Source organism: Marinobacterium lutimaris, from assembly GCF_900108065.1.
Taxonomy (GTDB): Bacteria; Pseudomonadota; Gammaproteobacteria; order Pseudomonadales; family Balneatricaceae; genus Marinobacterium_D; species Marinobacterium_D lutimaris.
In genome coordinates this window covers 405,385-423,242 of record NZ_FNVQ01000003.1, presented here as the reverse complement: position 1 = coordinate 423,242, position 17,858 = coordinate 405,385, and the positions used below count along the sequence as shown (strand labels likewise).

15 protein-coding genes are annotated in these 17,858 nt (G+C 58.0%); 14 read left to right on the top strand and 1 reads right to left on the bottom strand.

Annotated features, from left to right (window positions below; all coding sequences use genetic code 11):
* The first annotated feature begins 2 nt into the window (after nt 1-2).
* The 14 genes from murD (at nt 3) to C4S72_RS16210 (ending at nt 16,721) form a co-directional block, all read left to right on the top strand.
* Nucleotides 3-1,358 carry a UDP-N-acetylmuramoyl-L-alanine--D-glutamate ligase gene (gene murD, locus C4S72_RS16275; RefSeq protein WP_104004216.1) on the top strand — a complete coding sequence of 452 codons (1,356 nt, stop codon included), beginning with the start codon at nt 3-5 and terminating at the stop codon, nt 1,356-1,358.
* Nucleotides 1,349-2,665: a putative lipid II flippase FtsW gene (gene ftsW, locus C4S72_RS16270; protein ID WP_104004215.1), complete on the top strand. Its 1,317-nt coding sequence runs from the start codon at nt 1,349-1,351 to the stop codon at nt 2,663-2,665. The genes murD and ftsW overlap by 10 nt, the downstream gene beginning before the upstream one ends.
* On the top strand, nt 2,655-3,731 hold the full coding sequence (murG, locus tag C4S72_RS16265) for an undecaprenyldiphospho-muramoylpentapeptide beta-N-acetylglucosaminyltransferase (protein WP_104004214.1): 1,077 nt from the start codon (nt 2,655-2,657) through the stop codon (nt 3,729-3,731). The genes ftsW and murG overlap by 11 nt, the downstream gene beginning before the upstream one ends.
* A 44-nt stretch (nt 3,732-3,775) precedes the next feature.
* On the top strand, nt 3,776-5,182 hold the full coding sequence (gene murC / locus C4S72_RS16260) for a UDP-N-acetylmuramate--L-alanine ligase (RefSeq protein ID WP_104004401.1): 1,407 nt from the start codon (nt 3,776-3,778) through the stop codon (nt 5,180-5,182).
* Complete coding sequence (locus C4S72_RS16255) at nt 5,175-6,131, top strand: D-alanine--D-alanine ligase (protein ID WP_104004213.1); 957 nt, start codon at nt 5,175-5,177, stop codon at nt 6,129-6,131. The genes murC and C4S72_RS16255 overlap by 8 nt, the downstream gene beginning before the upstream one ends.
* Nucleotides 6,132-6,137: 6 nt before the next feature.
* Entirely contained in the window at nt 6,138-6,965 is an 828-nt protein-coding gene (locus tag C4S72_RS16250) for a cell division protein FtsQ/DivIB (RefSeq protein WP_235009168.1), read from the top strand.
* Entirely contained in the window at nt 6,955-8,223 is a 1,269-nt protein-coding gene (gene ftsA, locus C4S72_RS16245; protein ID WP_104004212.1) for a cell division protein FtsA, read from the top strand. Before C4S72_RS16250 ends, ftsA begins: the two co-directional genes overlap by 11 nt.
* Nucleotides 8,224-8,288: 65 nt before the next feature.
* Complete coding sequence (gene ftsZ, locus C4S72_RS16240; protein WP_104004211.1) at nt 8,289-9,473, top strand: cell division protein FtsZ; 1,185 nt, start codon at nt 8,289-8,291, stop codon at nt 9,471-9,473.
* Between the two features lie 155 nt (nt 9,474-9,628).
* Nucleotides 9,629-10,546 carry a UDP-3-O-acyl-N-acetylglucosamine deacetylase gene (lpxC, locus tag C4S72_RS16235; RefSeq protein ID WP_104004210.1) on the top strand — a complete coding sequence of 306 codons (918 nt, stop codon included), beginning with the start codon at nt 9,629-9,631 and terminating at the stop codon, nt 10,544-10,546.
* 245 nt (nt 10,547-10,791) lie between these two features.
* Nucleotides 10,792-13,548 carry a preprotein translocase subunit SecA gene (gene secA, locus C4S72_RS16230; protein WP_104004209.1) on the top strand — a complete coding sequence of 919 codons (2,757 nt, stop codon included), beginning with the start codon at nt 10,792-10,794 and terminating at the stop codon, nt 13,546-13,548.
* A gap of 83 nt (nt 13,549-13,631) precedes the next feature.
* The gene (argJ, locus tag C4S72_RS16225) at nt 13,632-14,846 is read left to right on the top strand and encodes a bifunctional glutamate N-acetyltransferase/amino-acid acetyltransferase ArgJ (RefSeq protein WP_104004208.1); all 1,215 of its coding nucleotides are present in this window, start codon (nt 13,632-13,634) and stop codon (nt 14,844-14,846) included.
* 16 nt (nt 14,847-14,862) lie between these two features.
* On the top strand, nt 14,863-15,849 hold the full coding sequence (locus C4S72_RS16220; RefSeq protein WP_104004207.1) for a Nudix family hydrolase: 987 nt from the start codon (nt 14,863-14,865) through the stop codon (nt 15,847-15,849).
* Complete coding sequence (gene coaE / locus C4S72_RS16215) at nt 15,846-16,481, top strand: dephospho-CoA kinase (protein WP_235009167.1); 636 nt, start codon at nt 15,846-15,848, stop codon at nt 16,479-16,481. The genes C4S72_RS16220 and coaE overlap by 4 nt, the downstream gene beginning before the upstream one ends.
* 27 nt (nt 16,482-16,508) lie before the next feature.
* Nucleotides 16,509-16,721, top strand: coding sequence for a DNA gyrase inhibitor YacG (locus tag C4S72_RS16210; protein ID WP_104004206.1), 213 nt, complete (start codon nt 16,509-16,511; stop codon nt 16,719-16,721).
* A 150-nt stretch (nt 16,722-16,871) separates the two neighbouring features.
* Here C4S72_RS16210 and C4S72_RS16205 read toward each other — a convergent pair whose 3' ends face one another.
* The gene (locus tag C4S72_RS16205) at nt 16,872-17,768 is read right to left on the bottom strand and encodes a prepilin peptidase (RefSeq protein WP_104004205.1); all 897 of its coding nucleotides are present in this window, start codon (nt 17,766-17,768) and stop codon (nt 16,872-16,874) included.
* Nucleotides 17,769-17,858: the final 90 nt, after the last annotated feature.

The window sequence follows — 17,858 nt, the reverse complement described above, 5'->3', positions numbered from 1 at the left end:
GAATGAGTCTGATAGCGACAGATAAAAAGCGGGTGGTGATCGGTCTGGGACAGACCGGCATGGCTTGTGCGCGCTATCTGTTTGCCCGCGGACAGGCATTCTTTGCCTGTGATACTCGCGATAACCCGCCGGCGGCGGATCAGTTTCGGCGCGAGTTTCCGGGGGTTCCTCTTTATTGTGGACCGCTGGATGCAGAGCTGCTCTGTCAGGCGGCTGAAATTCTGCTCAGCCCAGGCGTTGCCCAGGCTGATCCGGCAATCCGGCAAGCGGTGGCGCAGGGTGTGCGTCTGAGTGGTGATATCGATCTGTTCTGCCAGCAGGCTAAGGCACCGATCGTTGCGATTACCGGCTCCAACGCGAAAAGCACGGTGACCTCATTGGTGGGTGAGATGGCCGAGGCTGCAGGTGTCAACGTGAGGGTCGGCGGTAACCTGGGGACGCCGGTGCTGGACCTGCTTGATGACAGTGCCGAGCTCTATGTGCTGGAGCTTTCCAGTTTTCAGTTGGAAACCACCAATGACCTGCGGGCAGCGGCGGCAACTGTGCTGAATATCAGCCCGGATCACCTGGATCGCTATGACTCCATGCAGGGCTATCACGCGGCTAAGCATCGTATTTTCCGTGGTTGCAGTTGCGCCGTCACCAACCGTGACGATGCGCTGACCCAGCCCTTGGTCGCCACCGGTACCAAAATGCGCAGTTTCGGCCTGTCAAAGCCGGATCTGAATCAGTTTGGTCTGATCGGGCATCAGGGCGGGACCTGGCTGGCGCGAGGCCTGGAGCCGCTGCTGGATGTTCGCGAGATGAAAATTCGCGGCAGCCATAACCAGGCCAATGCCCTGGCCGCACTGGCATTGGGCGAAGCCGTGGGGCTGCCGATGGCGCCGATGCTTGAGGCACTGAAAACCTTCGCAGGCTTGAAGCATCGCTGTCAGTGGGTTGCCAGCAAGTGCGGCGCCGAATGGTACAACGACACCAAGGGTACCAACGTGGGCGCTACCCTGGCGGCGCTGAATGGCTTGGGCGCCACCCTGGAAGGCGAAGAGAAGATTATTCTGATCGCCGGTGGCGTCGGCAAGGGTCAGACCTTCGATGAGCTTGATGCGCCGATGGGGCGTTTCGGCCGTGAACTGGTGCTGATCGGCGAGGATGCTCCGAAACTGGCTGCCGAGATAACCAGCGTTCCGCACCGATTCGCCACCAGCATGGATGAAGCCGTGGCGCTGGCGAACAGTATCGCCGGTCCCGGTGACATAGTGCTGCTGTCGCCGGCCTGCGCGAGCTTTGACATGTTCTCCGGGTATCCGGCCCGAGGCGAGGCCTTTGTATCCGCGGTGGAGGAGCTGCCATGCGACTGAGCCTGCCTCGTCCGTCCGTGCCGAAAATTGTTGATCTGAAAAAGTTCAGCGTCAGCACACTGGTGGACCAGCTCAGCAGCGATCACTCGGCGCAGCCACATAAAACAGGCGCCACGCTGCCGTTTGATCCCTGGCTGCTGCTGGCGACTGTTGCCCTGGTGCTGACCGGCTTTGTGATGATCACCTCGGCGTCTATGGATGTGGCGGCAAAGAACTTCGGTTCAGCAGGCTTCTTTATTGTTCGTCATGGCAGCTTCATGGTGCTGGCGCTGATCGGTGCGCTGGTCACTGCGCTTATTCCGATCCGGTTCTGGGAAAAGTATGGCGTCGTGCTGCTGTTTTTTGGGCTGCTGTTGCTGGCGCTGGTACTGATTCCCGGTATTGGACGAGAGGTTAACGGTAGTCGCCGCTGGATAGGTCTCGGGCCGATCAACCTGCAGGCCTCAGAGATCGCCAAGGTGTGCATGGTGGTGTTCATGGGCGGTTACCTGGTGCGTCGTCTGGGCGAAGTACGCACCAGCTGGTGGGGCGTGATCAAACCCGCTTTCCCGCTGGCGCTGTACGTGTTTGTTCTGATTATGGAGCCTGACTACGGCGCCACCGTGGTGCTGATGGGTACGGTAATGGGGATGATCTTTCTGGGTGGCATGCGCGCCTTCCAGTTCTTCATCCTGGTGGCGGTGGCTGGCGTTCTGGTTGGCGCGCTGGCGGTAGCTCAGCCCTACCGACTTGAGCGTCTGCAGAGCTTTACCGACCCCTGGGCCGACCCCTTCGGTGCCGGTTATCAGCTATCCCAGGCGCAAATCGCCTTTGGTCGTGGCGGCTGGTTTGGCGAAGGGCTGGGTAACAGCGTGCAGAAGCTTTTCTATCTGCCTGAGGCACATACCGACTTTGTTTACTCGGTATTGGCCGAAGAGCTTGGAATGATTGGCGCCCTGTTGATCTGCGGTCTCTACGGGCTGCTGGTGGCGCGGATATTCCTGATCGGCCGACAGGCGGAGAAGCAGGAACAGTTTTTCATGGCCTATATCAGCTACGGTTTCGCTTTCATCATTGCGGGCCAGGCGATGATCAATATTGGCGTTAACGTGGGAGCCCTGCCCACCAAGGGGCTGACGCTGCCGCTGCTCAGTTACGGAGGCAGTAGTCTGCTGGCGTGCTGCGGCATGATCGCGATCGTGCAGCGGGTGGATTACGAGTTGAAGCGGATGCGCGTCAATGCGCCGGCTCAAAAAGGTCGAAAAGCCAGGGCGGATGCGAAAGGCGTGAGAAGAGATGTTGTAAAAGAGGTGCGTCATGGCCGCTAAGCGTGTGTTGATCATGGCCGGTGGTACCGGTGGTCATGTCTTTCCCGCGCTGGCCACGGCGGATGCGCTGCGTAGTCAGGGTATCGAAGTGGAGTGGCTGGGTACTGCGGCAGGTATCGAGGCTGATGTGGTGCCCAAGGCCGGTATCAAACTGCACTGTATCGATGTCCGTGGCGTGCGTGGCAAAGGGCGGCTCAAGCAATTGCTGGCGCCCTTTGGTCTGATGCTGGCGCTCTGGCAGGCGTTAAAAGTTATCAATCGGGTCAAGCCGGATTCGGTGCTGGGTATGGGTGGCTTCGCCTCTGGGCCCGGTGGATTGATGGCCTGGTTGCGGCGCAAGCCTCTGGTGATCCATGAGCAGAACGCGGTAGCGGGCACCACCAACCGGATTTCATCGCGTTTCGCTACGCGGGTTTTGCAGGCGTTCCCGCGCGCGTTTAGGGGGAAGGATCTTGGCGAGGTCGTGGGTAACCCGGTTCGGGGGCCGATCCTGAACGTTGAGGCTCCAGAGGAAAGATTTAAGGATCGAAGCGGACCGCTGCGTCTGCTGGTAGTTGGCGGCAGCCTGGGGGCCAAGCCGATCAACGACCTGCTGCCGCCTACGCTTGCCAAGCTGCCGGAGAGCGAACGCCCGCAGATCTGGCACCAGAGCGGCAAGCGCAATATTGAAGAGCTGAGCGCGGCCTACGAGCGTGAGGGCGTTGAAGCGAAGGTTGTGCCGTTTATCGAGCGTATGGATGAAGCCTATGCCTGGGCCGATCTGGTGCTGTGTCGTGCTGGCGCGTTGACGGTCAGTGAGCTGGCGATTGCCGGCGTAGCATCGATTCTGGTGCCTCTGCCGCACGCCATTGACGACCATCAGAACGCTAACGCAGGTTTCCTTAGCGAGGCGGGCGCGGGCGTCCGTATACGCCAGGCGGAACTGTCCGGCGACAGGTTGCTGGAACTGCTCAAAGAATTCAGTGACAGAGACAAACTATTGAAAATGGCCAGTGCCGCGAGGGCGCAGGCCAGACCGGAGTCCAGTAAGCGTGTGGCCCAGGTCTGTGTGGAGGTAATGAAGTGAAACCGGCAGAAGCGGCAGCGATCAAGCAGTACGAAGTGCCCGAAATGCGGCGTATCCGCCAGATCCATTTCGTGGGCATTGGCGGCGTTGGCATGTGCGGTATCGCTGAAGTGCTGCAGAACCAGGGGTACCGGATTACCGGCTCCGATGTGCGTGCTTCCGCGGTGACTGCTCACCTCGAAAGCCTGGGAGTGCAGGTGTTTATCGGCCACGGCCGGGAAAATGTCGACGGTGCGGATGTAGTGGTGACCTCTTCTGCGGTCGGCGAAGACAACCCGGAAGTGGTTGCCGCGCGTGAGTCGCGTACGCCGGTGGTACGCCGAGCCGAGATGCTGGCGGAGTTGATGCGTTACCGTCACGGCATAGCCGTCGCTGGTACCCACGGAAAAACCACCACCACCAGCCTGGTGGCGTCGATCCTGGCGGAAGCGGGCAAGGATCCCACCTTTGTTATCGGTGGGCGTCTGACCAGCGCCGGTACCAATGCACAGCTCGGCAGCAGCCGTTACCTGGTGGCCGAGGCGGACGAGAGCGATGCGTCCTTCCTGCATCTGCAGCCGATGGTGGCGATTGTCACCAACGTCGATGCCGACCATATGGACACCTATGACGGCGACTTTAACAAGCTGAAGCAGACGTTTATCACCTTTTTACACAACCTGCCGTTTTACGGCCTGGCGGTAATGTGCACCGATGATCCGGTGGTGGGTGAGTTGATGCCTGATGTTGGACGTCCGGTGCTGACCTACGGCTTCAATGATGAAGCCGATTTCCAGGCGCTGGATCTGCAGCAGGATGGTTTTCGCAGCAGCTTCCGGGTGCGTCGTCCCGATGGGCAGACAGATCTGGATGTGACGCTGAATATGCCGGGCCGGCACAACGTACTGAACGCCCTGGCGGCTATCGCCGTCGCCAGCGATGAGGGTGTGGATGATGCTTCAATCTGCCGGGCGCTGGAGCAGTTTCAGGGTGTCGGCCGCCGCTTCCAGGTGCTGGGAGAAGTTCCGGTAGACGGTGGTGAGGTGACACTGGTGGATGACTACGGCCACCACCCACGAGAAGTACAGGCGGTGATCAACGCGGTCAAGGAAGGCTGGCCGGGTCGTCGTTTGGTCATGGTCTATCAGCCACATCGCTATACCCGTACCCGTGATCTTTACGAAGATTTCGTGCAGGTACTCCAGGGCGTGGATCAACTGGTAATGCTGAATGTTTATTCGGCCGGCGAAAAGGCGATTCCCGGGGCGGACAGCCGCAGCCTGTGTCGCAGTATCCGTCAGCGCGGCAAGGAGCCGGTCTTTATCGAGAATATCGATGAACTCGCGGATGCACTGCGTACTCTGCTTAAGCCGGGTGACCTGTTGCTGACCCAGGGGGCCGGCAACGTAACAACAATTTCACACGATCTTTCAAAACAGGATCTGTCATCCGCAGGAGGCGAGCATGAGTGAGTTCCGTATCGATTCGGCAGAGGCTGCTCAGCTTGGCCGGGTCGCGGTGATCTACGGTGGCCTGTCCGCCGAACGCTCGGTTTCACTCAAAAGTGGTGCTGAGGTGCTGCGGGGCCTGAGCGCCGCAGGGGTGGATGCCTACGGTATCGATCTTGGTGGCGAAGGGCAGGATCCGCTGCAGCAGTTGATCAGCGCTGAGTTCGACCGTGCTTTCTTGATCCTCCACGGTCGCGGTGGCGAGGACGGTACCATTCAGGGCGTGCTGGAGATGCTGGCTAAGCCTTACACCGGCAGTGGCGTGACCGCGTCAGGTATCGGCATGGACAAGCTGCGTACCAAGCAGCTCTGCACGGGCGCCGGTTTGTCGACCCCGGCGTTCGCGGTAATCAACAGCGATACGGACCTGAGGCAAGTTGAAGAGCAGCTTGGCTTCCCGTTGATGATCAAGCCGATTCACGAGGGGTCCAGCATCGGCATGGCGCGGGTGACCTCGGCGCAGGAGCTGGCGGCGGCTGTAACCGAAGCTCAGCGCTATGACAGCACGGTGCTGGCAGAAAGCTGGGTGAGTGGTCCGGAGTACACCGTGGCTGTGCTCGACGGTAAGGCGCTGCCGATTATCCGGCTGGAAACGCCGCACCAGTTTTACGATTTCAACGCCAAGTATGAGGCGAACGACACCCGTTATCTGTTCGATACCCAGCTGAGCAGTGACGAAGAGGCGGAGCTGAAGCAACTGGTCGAAAGCGCCTTCCAGACCGTGGGTTGCCGTGGCTGGGGCCGTGTAGACGTGATGCTCGATGAGCAGGGGCGCTTCCAGCTGCTGGAAGTGAATACGGCGCCGGGTATGACCGACCATAGCCTGGTGCCGATGGCGGCCAGACAGGCCGGAATCAGTTTTGAAGAGCTGGTGGTGCGCATTCTTCGCGGCGCCGGCCGGGATCAGGGATAAAACGCCATGCTGATGACGCTGCCATGGAAAAACCGCACTCAGGAAGAGCTGGAAACAGCGCCTGTGCGTGGTGCCGTGCGTGCAGCGGAGGCAGCACCGACGACTCCGCCCGATAGCGACTGGTACTGGCGTCCGCTGGTGCTGCTGACGTTGCTGGTGGTGTTCTGCGGCATCCTCAGTTCCGGTTCCCGGGATCTTTGGCGCTGGTTGGATGGTCCGGTGGCGGAAATACAGATCGAAGGCGCATCACGCCACCTGGACAAGCAGGCGATCGCCCATGAAATGGCTGCCAGCCTGGACCGGCCGATGTTGGAGCTGGACCTGGAACCGCTGCGTGAACAAGTGATCGCAAACCCCTGGGTACATGACGCCACCATCAGTCGGCAGTGGCCGCCGGCGCTGAAGGTCAATGTGGTTGAAGAGGTTCCGGTGGCGCGTTGGAGCGACAAGGGGCTGCTCAACAACCAGGGTGATATTTTCTGGCCGGCGCTGAAACCCGAGTATTCCAGCCTGCCGATGTTGAACGGACCTGCCCATGAGACGGTCAGGATTATGGAGCAGTTTCATGACCTTAACCGCATGTTCGCGGCACGGGGACTGAAATTGACTGGTTTGACGCTGGAGCCGCGTGGCGCCTGGAACATTGAATTGGATAACGGTATCCGCGTTGTTGCCGGTCGCGACCGGCTGATACCGCGACTGAAGCGATTTTTGACTGTTTATCAGCTCCAGTTGGCCGCAAGAGCCGATGAAATTGAGCAGGTCGACATTCGTTATACCAACGGCATCGCCGTGCGTTGGCGAGCCGAAGAGAAGAGTGAAAATGCAGGATAGAGGGGCAGTAAGCCAGAGCAACATGATCGTCGCACTGGATATCGGCACATCCAAGGTGGTGTGTCTGGTGGGCGAGATCACCGATGCCGGCGCCATTGAGATCGTCGGTGTGGGTTCGCATCCGTCGCGTGGTCTCAAACGCGGCGTGGTGGTGAATATTGAGTCGACCGTACATTCGATTCAGCGTGCCGTGGAAGAAGCGGAGCTGATGGCGGGCTGCAAGATCCACTCGGTGACTGTGGGGATCGCAGGCAGCCATATCAGCAGCCACAACTCCCACGGCATCGTAGCGGTTAAGGATCGTGAGGTCTCGGAATATGACCTGGAGCGGGTGATTGATGCTGCCCGTGCCGTGGCCATTCCGGCGGACCAGAAGATCCTGCATATCCTGCCGCAGGAATACCTGATCGACCATCAGGAGGGGATTCGGGAGCCGCTGGGGATGTCCGGTGTGCGTCTGGAGGCCAAGGTTCACCTGGTCTGTGGTGCGATTAACGCAGTGCAGAACATTGAGAAGTGTATCCGCCGCTGTGGCCTTGAAGTCGATGCGGTAGTGCTTGAGCAGCTGGCGTCCAGCTACTCGGTACTCACCGACGATGAAAAGGACCTGGGTGTATGCATGGTGGATATCGGCGGCGGCACCACCGATATCGCCGTCTTCACCGGTGGAGCCATCCGTCATACGGCGGTGATACCGGTAGCAGGGGACCAGGTGACCAACGATATCGCCATGGCGCTGCGCACCCCCACGTTGAACGCAGAGCAACTGAAGATCAAATACGCCTGCGCGCTGGCCCAGCTGGCGCGACCGGAGGAGATGATCAAGGTGCCCAGCGTTGGCGACCGCCCGGCACGGGATCTTTCCCGTCAGGCGTTGGCCGAAGTGGTGGAGCCGCGTTACGAAGAACTGTTCACCCTGGTGCAGGCGGAGCTGCGCCGCAGCGGATTTGAGGATCTGGCGGCAGCGGGCATCGTTCTGACCGGGGGAACATCAAAAATGGAGGGTGCGGTTGAGCTGGCAGAGGAGATTTTCCATATGCCGGTGCGGCTTGCTCGCCCTCAGGGAGTGAGAGGCATGGAAGATCTGCTGGGTAATCCGATCTATGCCACCGGCATAGGTCTGTTGCATTACGCCCGTGCGGATCATGGTCCGGCGGCGCCGGAATTGATTCAACAGGAGGCCGATGTGACGAAAGCGAGTCAGCCCGGTCAGGGCTTTTTGCAACGAATCAAGACCTGGTTGCAGGGTAATTTCTGAATTTTTTTAAACGGTTAATGTCAGGAGCCGGAAGGTAGTCGCAGGCCCTGACGGGAGGAAAGAGTATGGAATTCGAACTGATTGAAAATATCCAGCAGAGCGCCGTTATCAAGGTTGTCGGTGTTGGTGGTGGCGGCGGTAATGCCGTACAGCACATGGTCGACAACACGGTGGAAGGCGTCGAGTTTATCTGTGCCAACACCGATGCTCAGGCGCTGGGTCGCATGGCGTCCCGTGTGTCCCTGCACATCGGCGGTGAACTGACCAAGGGGCTTGGCGCTGGCGCCAACCCGGAAGTGGGCCGTACCGCGGCGCTGGAAGACCGTGAGCGTATCGCGGAAACCCTGAACGGCGCCGACATGGTGTTTATCACCGCAGGTATGGGCGGCGGTACCGGAACGGGTGCTGCACCGATCGTGGCGGAGATCGCCCGTGAGCTGGGTATTCTTACCGTGGCGGTGGTGACCAAGCCGTTCCCGTTCGAAGGCAAGAAGCGGATGAAGATCGCTGAGCAGGGGATCATCGAACTGCGTGAAAACGTGGACTCCCTGATCATCATCCCGAACGAAAAACTGATGCAGGTGCTGGGTAAGAACTGCTCCCTGATCAACGCGTTCAACGCGGCTAACAACGTGCTTAAGGGCGCAGTGCAGGGGATCGCGGACCTGATTACCCGCCCGGGTATGATCAACGTCGACTTTGCTGACGTGCGTACCGTTATGTCTGAGATGGGTATGGCGATGATGGGTACCGCGGTTGCGCGTGGCGATAACCGTGCCCAGGAAGCGGCTGAAGCGGCCATTCGCAGCCCGCTGCTGGAAGATATCGACCTCAAGGGCGCCAGTGGCATCCTGGTGAACATCGCTGCCGGTGAAGACCTGAGCCTGGGCGAGTTCACCGAAGTGGGTAACATCGTCGAGGAGTACGCCTCAGAAGATGCCACTATTGTGGTCGGAACCGTCATTGATCCGGAACTGGGCGAAGATATTAAGGTCACGGTAGTGGCAACAGGCCTGGACCGCGATGCGGAACAGGAGATCAAAGTAGTTCACTCCAAAACCGGAAACGGCCGCAAAGCGGACGGATCCCTGGATCTCGACCAGATCGAACTGCCCACCATCCTGAGACGTCAGCGTGAAGAAGCGCTGCTGGATAAACCGTCCGAGCGTCACTCCGGCGAAAAAGGCCGTGATGACAGCGATTACGGTGCGCTGGATATCCCGACATTCCTGCGTCGTCAGGCGGACTGATCGACGCAGCAGAAGCTGGGATGAAAGTTGGGTCCACCGTTGGATGGAAAAGCTGGGTAGATGGTTGGATAAAGAGTGATCGAAAGTGGTGGGGCTAGCATGGTTTTGTTACACTAGCCCGTTAATTTTGACCGAATAAAATAACGGCACGACGAATGATCAGACAGCGCACTCTCAAAAACAGCATCAAAGCCACCGGCATCGGTCTCCACACCGGGCAGAAGGTCTACATGACATTGAAACCCGCTGCGGTTAACACGGGTATCGTATTCCGTCGTACTGACCTGGATCCGGTGGCCGAGGTGAAGGCCAGTGGTCTGAATATCGTTGACACCATGCTTTCGAGCAATCTGTCGTGCAATGGAGTGCGCGTCGCGACTATCGAACACCTGATGTCCGCTCTGGCGGGTCTGGGTATCGATAACGTTATCGTTGAACTGAGCGCCGAAGAAGTACCGATCATGGACGGCAGCGCTGCGCCGTTCGTGTTCCTGATTCAGTCGGCGGGTATTTTCGAGCAGGATGCGCCTAAGCAGTTCATCCGTATCAAGAAAGAGGTTTCGGTCAGCAACGATGGCAAGACTGCCAGCTTCAAGCCGTTTGACGGCTTTAAGGTTGGATTCCGCATCGATTTTGACCACCCGGCATTTGCCAGTGGCAACATGGAAGCCTCGCTGGATTTTTCCAGCACCTCGTTCGTGAAAGAGGTCTCTCGCGCACGTACCTTCGGCTTCATGCGTGATATCGAGTATCTGCGTTCACAGAACCTGGCGCTGGGCGGCAGCTTCGATAACGCCATCGTGGTTGATGACTATCGCGTTCTGAACGACGAAGGTCTTCGCTACGACGACGAGTTCGTCAAGCACAAGATTCTGGATGCGGTGGGGGATCTGTATCAGCTCGGCAAGAGCCTGATCGGCGAATTCTACGGCTATAAGTCCGGGCACTACCTGAACAACCAGCTGGTGCGTGAACTACTCGCCAATGAAGATGCTTACGAGATCGTGACCTTTGAAGACGAAGAGGCCACTGCTCCGATCTCCTATCAGCGCCCGGCTGCTGCGGTGGTCTGATCCAGGCCCCTTCTGTTCTTTGCCGCCAAGGCTTCGCGACCGGCTGTGCCGGTCGCGTTCTCCTCGTTTTACCCCGTATTGCCCTCTGCTTGAATCCTTTCGTTTTCACTCGGAAACTATTTATTGCCCCTTGGCATTCTATTCTGAGGCCCAATATAGGTAGAATGCTGCGTTAATCCTGTCATGCAGGCCCCTCTCGGGATGAGCCCGACCCGCTTTGCATTCAACCGGTTAAAAGTCGAATTATGCTGACATCACTACTCAAGAAAGTTTTCGGAAGTAAAAACGAACGCGAACTCAAACGTATGGGTCGCATCGTTAAACAGATCAATGCGCTGGAGCCGGAGTTCGAAAAACTCTCCAACGAAGAGCTCAAGGCACTGACTGAAAGCTTCCGCAAGCGGCTGGCTGACGGGGAAGACCTGGATAAGCTGCTGCCGGAAGCTTTCGCCAACGTGCGTGAGATGTCCAAGCGCATCATGGGTATGCGCCATTTCGATGTGCAGATGATCGGCGGTATGAGCCTCAACGACGGTAAAGTCGCCGAGATGAAAACCGGTGAGGGTAAAACCCTGGTGGGTACGCTGGCGGTCTACCTGAATGCACTGCCGGCCCGCGGCGTCCATGTGGTAACAGTCAACGACTACCTGGCAAGCCGTGACGCCGAATGGATGCGCCCGCTGTATGAAGCGCTGGGTCTCAGTGTCGGTGTGATCCTCTCCGGCCAGAGCCCGGAAGAGAAGCGCGCCGCTTACAATGCCGATATCACCTACGGAACCAACAACGAATTTGGCTTTGACTACCTGCGCGACAACATGGCGTTCAGCATCAAGGACAAGGTGCAGCGTGATTTCCATTACGCGGTGGTCGATGAGGTTGACTCCATTCTGATCGATGAGGCGCGTACGCCGCTGATTATCTCCGGCCCAGCCGAAGACAGCTCCGCGACCTACCAGGCGATCAACCAGCTGATCCCGCAGTTGAAGCAGTTTCACGGTGAGATCGATCCAAAAGATACTACTCAGGTTATCGAAGAGCACTTCACCGTCGACGAGAAAAACCGTAGCGTCGATATGACCGAAGCCGGCCACCAGCTGGTTGAGGATCTGATGATCGAAGCCGGGCTGCTGAAAGAGGGCGAAAGCCTGTACGCTCCGCAGAACCTGAACCTGCTGCACCACGTGCTGGCGGGCCTGCGTGCTCATTACCTGTTCCAGCGTGACAAGGACTACATCGTCCAGAATGGTCAGGTGGTGATTGTCGACGAGCATACCGGCCGCATCATGCCGGGCCGTCGCTGGTCTGAAGGCCTGCACCAGGCGGTAGAAGCTAAAGAGGGTGTGACTATCCAGCAGGAGAGCCAGACCCTGGCTTCCACCACCTTCCAGAACTATTTCCGTCTGTATGAAAAACTTTCCGGTATGACCGGCACCGCCGATACCGAAGCGTTCGAGCTGCGTCAGATCTACGGCCTCGACGTGGTGGTTATCCCCACCAACCGTCCGATTGCCCGTATCGATTACAACGACCTCGTATACCTCACCATGCAGGAGAAGTACGAGGCGATCACCAAAGAGGTCAAACACTGCCGTGAGACTAACCGTCCGGTGTTGGTCGGTACTGCGTCGGTGGAGTCCTCCGAACTGATCTCGGCCATGCTGAAGAAAGAAGGTGTGCCGCACAACGTGCTTAACGCCAAGAATCACGGACGTGAGGCGGATATTATCGCCGAGGCGGGCCGTCCGGGCGCGGTGACTATCGCCACCAACATGGCCGGTCGTGGTACTGATATCAAGCTGGGCGGCAAGCTTGAGGCAGAGCTCGATGCTCTGGCTGAAGGCAGTGATCAGGCCGCTGTAGACAAGGCGACCGAAGAGTGGCGTCAGCGTCATGAGGTGGTTATTCAGGCGGGTGGTCTGCACATCATCGGTACCGAGCGTCATGAGTCACGCCGTATCGATAACCAGCTACGTGGTCGTGCCGGCCGTCAGGGTGATCCGGGTTCTTCCCGTTTCTTCCTGTCCCTGGAAGATGACCTTATGCGTATCTTCGCCTCCGAGCGTGTGCGTCAGTTCATGCAGGCTCTGGGTATGGAAAAGGGCGAGGCGATCGAGCACAAGATGGTCAGCAACGCCATCGAGAAAGCCCAGCGTAAGGTCGAGGGCCGTAACTTCGATATCCGTAAAACGCTGCTGGAATACGATGATGTGGCCAACGATCAGCGCTCGGCGATTTATGATCAGCGTAACCAGCTGATGGCGGCGGACGATATCTCCGAAACGGTCGATGCGGTTCGCGAAGAGGTGGTCGATAATCTGATCAGCGAGTTTATTCCGCCGCAGAGCCTGTCCGAAACCTGGGATGTGTCTGGCCTGGAGAAATCGCTTGAAACCGACTTCGCCGTGAAGGTCCCCGTCCAGCAGTGGCTGGATGAAGACAACAGCCTGCATGAAGAGCCTCTGCGTGAGCGTATTCAGGAAACTATCCTGGGTGAATACCGCGCGAAAGAGGAGCAGGTTGGTACCGAAACCATGCGCATGTTCGAGAAGCAGGTCATGCTACAGGTGCTCGATACCCTGTGGAAAGAACACCTGCAGACCATGGACTTGCTGCGTCAGGGGATTCACCTGCGCGGTTACGCGCAGAAGAACCCGAAGCAGGAGTACAAGCGCGAGGCGTTCAACCTGTTCCAGAACCTTCTTGATAACATCAAGCGCGATGTTGTCCGTATCCTGAGTCATGTGAAGGTTCGTCAGCCGGAAGATGTCGAAGCGATGGAGCAGGAGCGCCGCGAGCAGGCTGAGCGTCAGCAGATGAACTATCAGCACGAGCAGCGCACAGCGGTGGAATCTGAGCAGCAGACGCAAGCCGAGAATGAAGCCGAGCAGGCGGTTGCTGAAGCGCCACAGACCATGGTGCGCGATCAGCCGAAAGTTGGACGTAACGATCCCTGTCCCTGCGGCTCCGGCAAGAAATACAAGCAGTGCCATGGCCGTCTCTGACCTGAGAGCCTGAGGCACCGTAAACGCTATAAACTTACGCCGGCAATTGCCGGCGTTTTACCCACAATCAGCGAGGAAGCACCATGGCTGTTGGTCCTGATACCCTGCCTGAACTTAAACCTGTCGATGGCTTTCGAATTGGCGTTGCATCCGCCGGGATCAAGAAGCCGGGGCGACGTGACATAGTGCTGATGGAGCTCTGCGAGGGCGCAACGGTAGCCGGTGTGTTCACGAAAAACGCCTTCTGCGCCGCGCCGGTTGTATTGAGCAAAAAGCATCTTGCCGCCAGCTCCATACGCTACCTGCTGGTTAACACCGGTAACGCCAATGCCGGTACCGGAGAGCAGGGTATGCGCGACGCGACAGCCTGCTGCGAAGCGCTGGCGGAGCGTACCGGCGTTTCTGTCGAAGCGGTTCTGCCGTTCTCGACCGGAGTGATTGGCGAGCCTCTGCCCGTAGCAAAGATCGTCGGTGCTCTGGAAGCCGCAAAAAGTGACCTGAGCGAAGACAACTGGCTCAACGCCGCTCATGGCATCATGACCACTGATACCCGCGCCAAGGCCGGCTGTGAGCAGTTTGAGCATGAAGGTAAAACCGTCACACTGACCGGCATCTCCAAGGGTGCCGGCATGATCATGCCCAATATGGCGACCATGCTGGGCTATGTGGCCACGGATGCCGAGGTCGATCAGGCGCAGCTACAGGCTTGGCTGACGGCTGCCACCGAGCAGTCGTTTAACCGTATTACCGTGGATGGCGATACCTCTACCAACGACTCCTGCATTCTCGCTGCGACCGGTCGTAGTGGTGTGAAAGTTGAAAGCAGCGGCGAGGCGGCCGATAAGTTTGTCAGCGCCCTGAACCGGTTGATGCTGCATCTTGCCCAGTCGATCGTGCGAGATGGCGAGGGGGCAACCAAGTTTGTCGAGGTACGTGTCGAGAAGTCTGCGAGCGTGCGTGAGGCGCTGGATGTGGCTTACACCATCGCGCATTCTCCGTTGGTAAAGACTGCGCTTTACGCTTCCGACCCAAACTGGGGTCGTATTCTGGCCTGTGTCGGCCGCGCTGGTGTGGAGAATCTGGATCTCAACGCTATCGAGATCTACCTGAATGATGTCTGCATCGTTGAGAAAGGTGGGCGTGCGGCGAGCTATACCGAAGAGCAGGGGCAGGCGGTCATGAATGGTGAAGAGATTCTGATCCATGTAGTTCTGAATCGTGGCGATGTGTGCGAAGCGGTCTGGACTACTGACCTCTCCACCGATTATGTGCATATCAACGCGGACTACCGCAGCTGATCGTTGTTGTTGAGAGATGAGTCAGTTGAACGAGCAATCCGATAAGCGTTTGATTCATGTGGTCGCGGCAGTGATCGTCGGCGCGGCCGGTCAGATCCTTATCGCGAAGCGCCCCAGCGACAAGCATCAGGGCGGCCTGTGGGAGTTTCCGGGCGGTAAGGTTGAGCCTGGAGAGCCTGTACAGGTCGCGCTTGCGCGGGAGTTGGATGAAGAGCTGGGTATCAGAGTCGATAAGGCGCGACCACTGATCCGCATCAGCCATCATTACCCGGATAAATCGGTGCTGCTGGATGTATGGCGGGTTGATGGTTTTACCGGCGACGCTCATGGAAAAGAGGGGCAGCCAGTTCGTTGGGTGGGTCCCGCTCAGTTGAATGACTATGAGTTTCCAGCTGCGAATCGGCCTATCGTCAGTGCTGCCCAGCTGCCGCCGCGGCTATGGATCACTGGCAGCCTCGAGGATGAGACTGCCGACTCGGTGAAACAGAGAATGCTTAATGCCGTTGATAGTGCGGGTCTGGCATCGGGCAGCGTGCAATTTATGCTGCGTGATCCACTGCTTGATGAGGAGCGGCTGGGAGATCTGTTTCAGCGGCTTCTGCCTTGGTGCGAAGAACAGGGCTACCCGCTGATACTCAACGCCAGTATTCATCTGGCCAATAAACTCGGCGCAGAGCGGTTGCACCTGAACTCTGCAAGGCTGAATGAGCTGCACGAGCCTGAGCAGTTTGCCGGCCGCTGGCTCAGCGCATCCTGCCACAATGAGGCTGAGCTGGTTCGTGCCGCTGAGCTCGGTCTGGATTTCGTGACCCTCTCTCCGGTGAACGAGACACCTTCGCACCGGGGAGCTGCAACCCTCGGCTGGTCGGGCTTTTTCGATCTTAGTGAAAAGGCGGTGATTCCGGTCTATGCCCTGGGTGGTATGAGCGGTAAAGAGCTGCCTGGGGCCTGGCAGCAGGGCGCCCAGGGTATCGCATCGATCTCTGAGTGGTGGGCTCGGTGACAGGGCATGCGCTAAAAGTCGGGCTGACCGGAGGCATCGGCAGTGGCAAGAGCGCCGCTGCCAATATGTTTGCCGGGCTTGGTGTTCCTGTTGTTGATGCAGACCTTATCGCTCGGGAGGTCGTGGAGCCCGGTGAGCCAGCTCTTGAGCTTATTGCCGAACACTTCGGGAATGATGTCATTCAAAGTGACGGTTGCCTTGATCGCAGGGCGCTTCGTGAGCGTGTGTTCGCAGAGGTGTCGGAGAGAAAGTGGCTTGAACAGTTGCTGCATCCGCTTATTAATCAGCGTATCCGTGAACGCCTGGCGGCGTCTGAGGCGCCTTATGTCATGCTGGTGTCGCCGCTGCTGATCGAGTCAGGTCAGGTCGATCTGGTGGATAGGGTGATCGTGGTCGATGTGGATAAGCAGACCCAGATTGAACGTACCCTCACCCGGGATAAGGTAAGCGCAGAGCAAGTAGAAAAGATTCTGGCGTCTCAGTGCAGCAGGGTAGAACGAACCCGGCGGGCGGACCATCTGCTCGACAACGGCGGGAGCCTGAAACATTTAAGAGAGCAGGTGGAATCCCTGCATCGGCAACTGATCGATTATGTCGATCGAGAGCCTGCAAACGCAAACGCTAGTGTGTAAAGAGAAAGCAAAGCGGAGCAAATCTGTATGAGTAAAGCGATTAAATGTCCGCAATGTGGCAAAGAAACCGTCTACAGCCCGGAAAACAAGTTCCGTCCATTCTGCAGTAAGCGCTGCCGTCTGATCGATCTAGGTGAGTGGGCCAGCGAAAGCTACCAGATCGCCGCAGAACCCTCCCTGGATGACTACAGTACCGGCCTGGATCCAGAAGAGCAGCCGTTCACTCCGACCAGGCATTAAACCCGACCTTGCCCAATCGGCGCGAGGGCGCTTCCTACGGAGTATTTCTTGGCGTAGGAGCGAAGCCCTCGTCGCGATCACCTGCCATGCTATTGAATCAACACGTGAATCAACGTCGTACCAGCTCCTAACGGTGTGATTGAGTGCCTTCTATAGCAGCATTCCCAAATACCAGCCATTGATCTGTTCACCCCAGATAAGAGCAATCCAGCCAGCAATCGCCAGGTAGGGGCCAAAGGGGAGTGGGTTAGCTGCCTGATGTCGTTTCGCCGCCATCAGCAACAGCGCGAGAACAACGCCAACCACCGATGAAAGAAGTATGGTTAGAGGTAGTACTTCAAAACCGCCCCAGGCGCCGATTGCCGCCAGCAGTTTGAAGTCACCATAGCCCATCCCTTCCTTGCCGGTCAGCAGCTTGAACAGCCAGTACACGCTCCACAGCACCAGGTAGCCGGCCGCGGCGCCGATAACCGCGTGTTCGAGGGAGGTGAACAGCTCCTGGGTGTTCAGCAACAGTCCCAGCCACATCAGAGGCAAAGTCAGGCGGTCTGGCAGCAGTTGGTGGTCGATATCGATAAAGGTTAGTGCAACGAGGGTCCAGGTCAGCAGCAGCATGCTTATACCGGCGAGTCCTAACCCAAAATGCCAGGCGATAAAGGCGCCTAGTATGCCGGTAAGCAGTTCTATAGAGGGGTAGCGCAGGGATATTTTCTCATTGCAGCCGCTGCAACGACCACGCAGAGCCACATAGCTTAGCACCGGGATATTCTCGTACCAGCGAATGCGGTGGCCGCAGTTGCCGCAGCGTGAAGCCGGTACCGCCAGGTTAAACGGCTCTTGCTCTTGGTTTTTGGCGATGCCAGCAGAGCCCTCCACCGTATCGGCAGGCGCAGTCATCGCCTGCCATTCGCGCTCCATCATTACTGGCAGACGATATATCACTACATTAAGGAAGCTGCCGACAGAAAGGGAGATAACAAGGCCGGTTAGTAGAGTAAAAATGCTTGGCTCCGAGAGTAGCCAATAAAGAGTCTGGGCCGATAACAAAACAATCCGCTTCCACTAGTTAATAAACAAAGGGCCTCAAGATAATGAGGCCCTTTTTCTGTATAAGATCCGATCTCTTGTGGTGTTCTT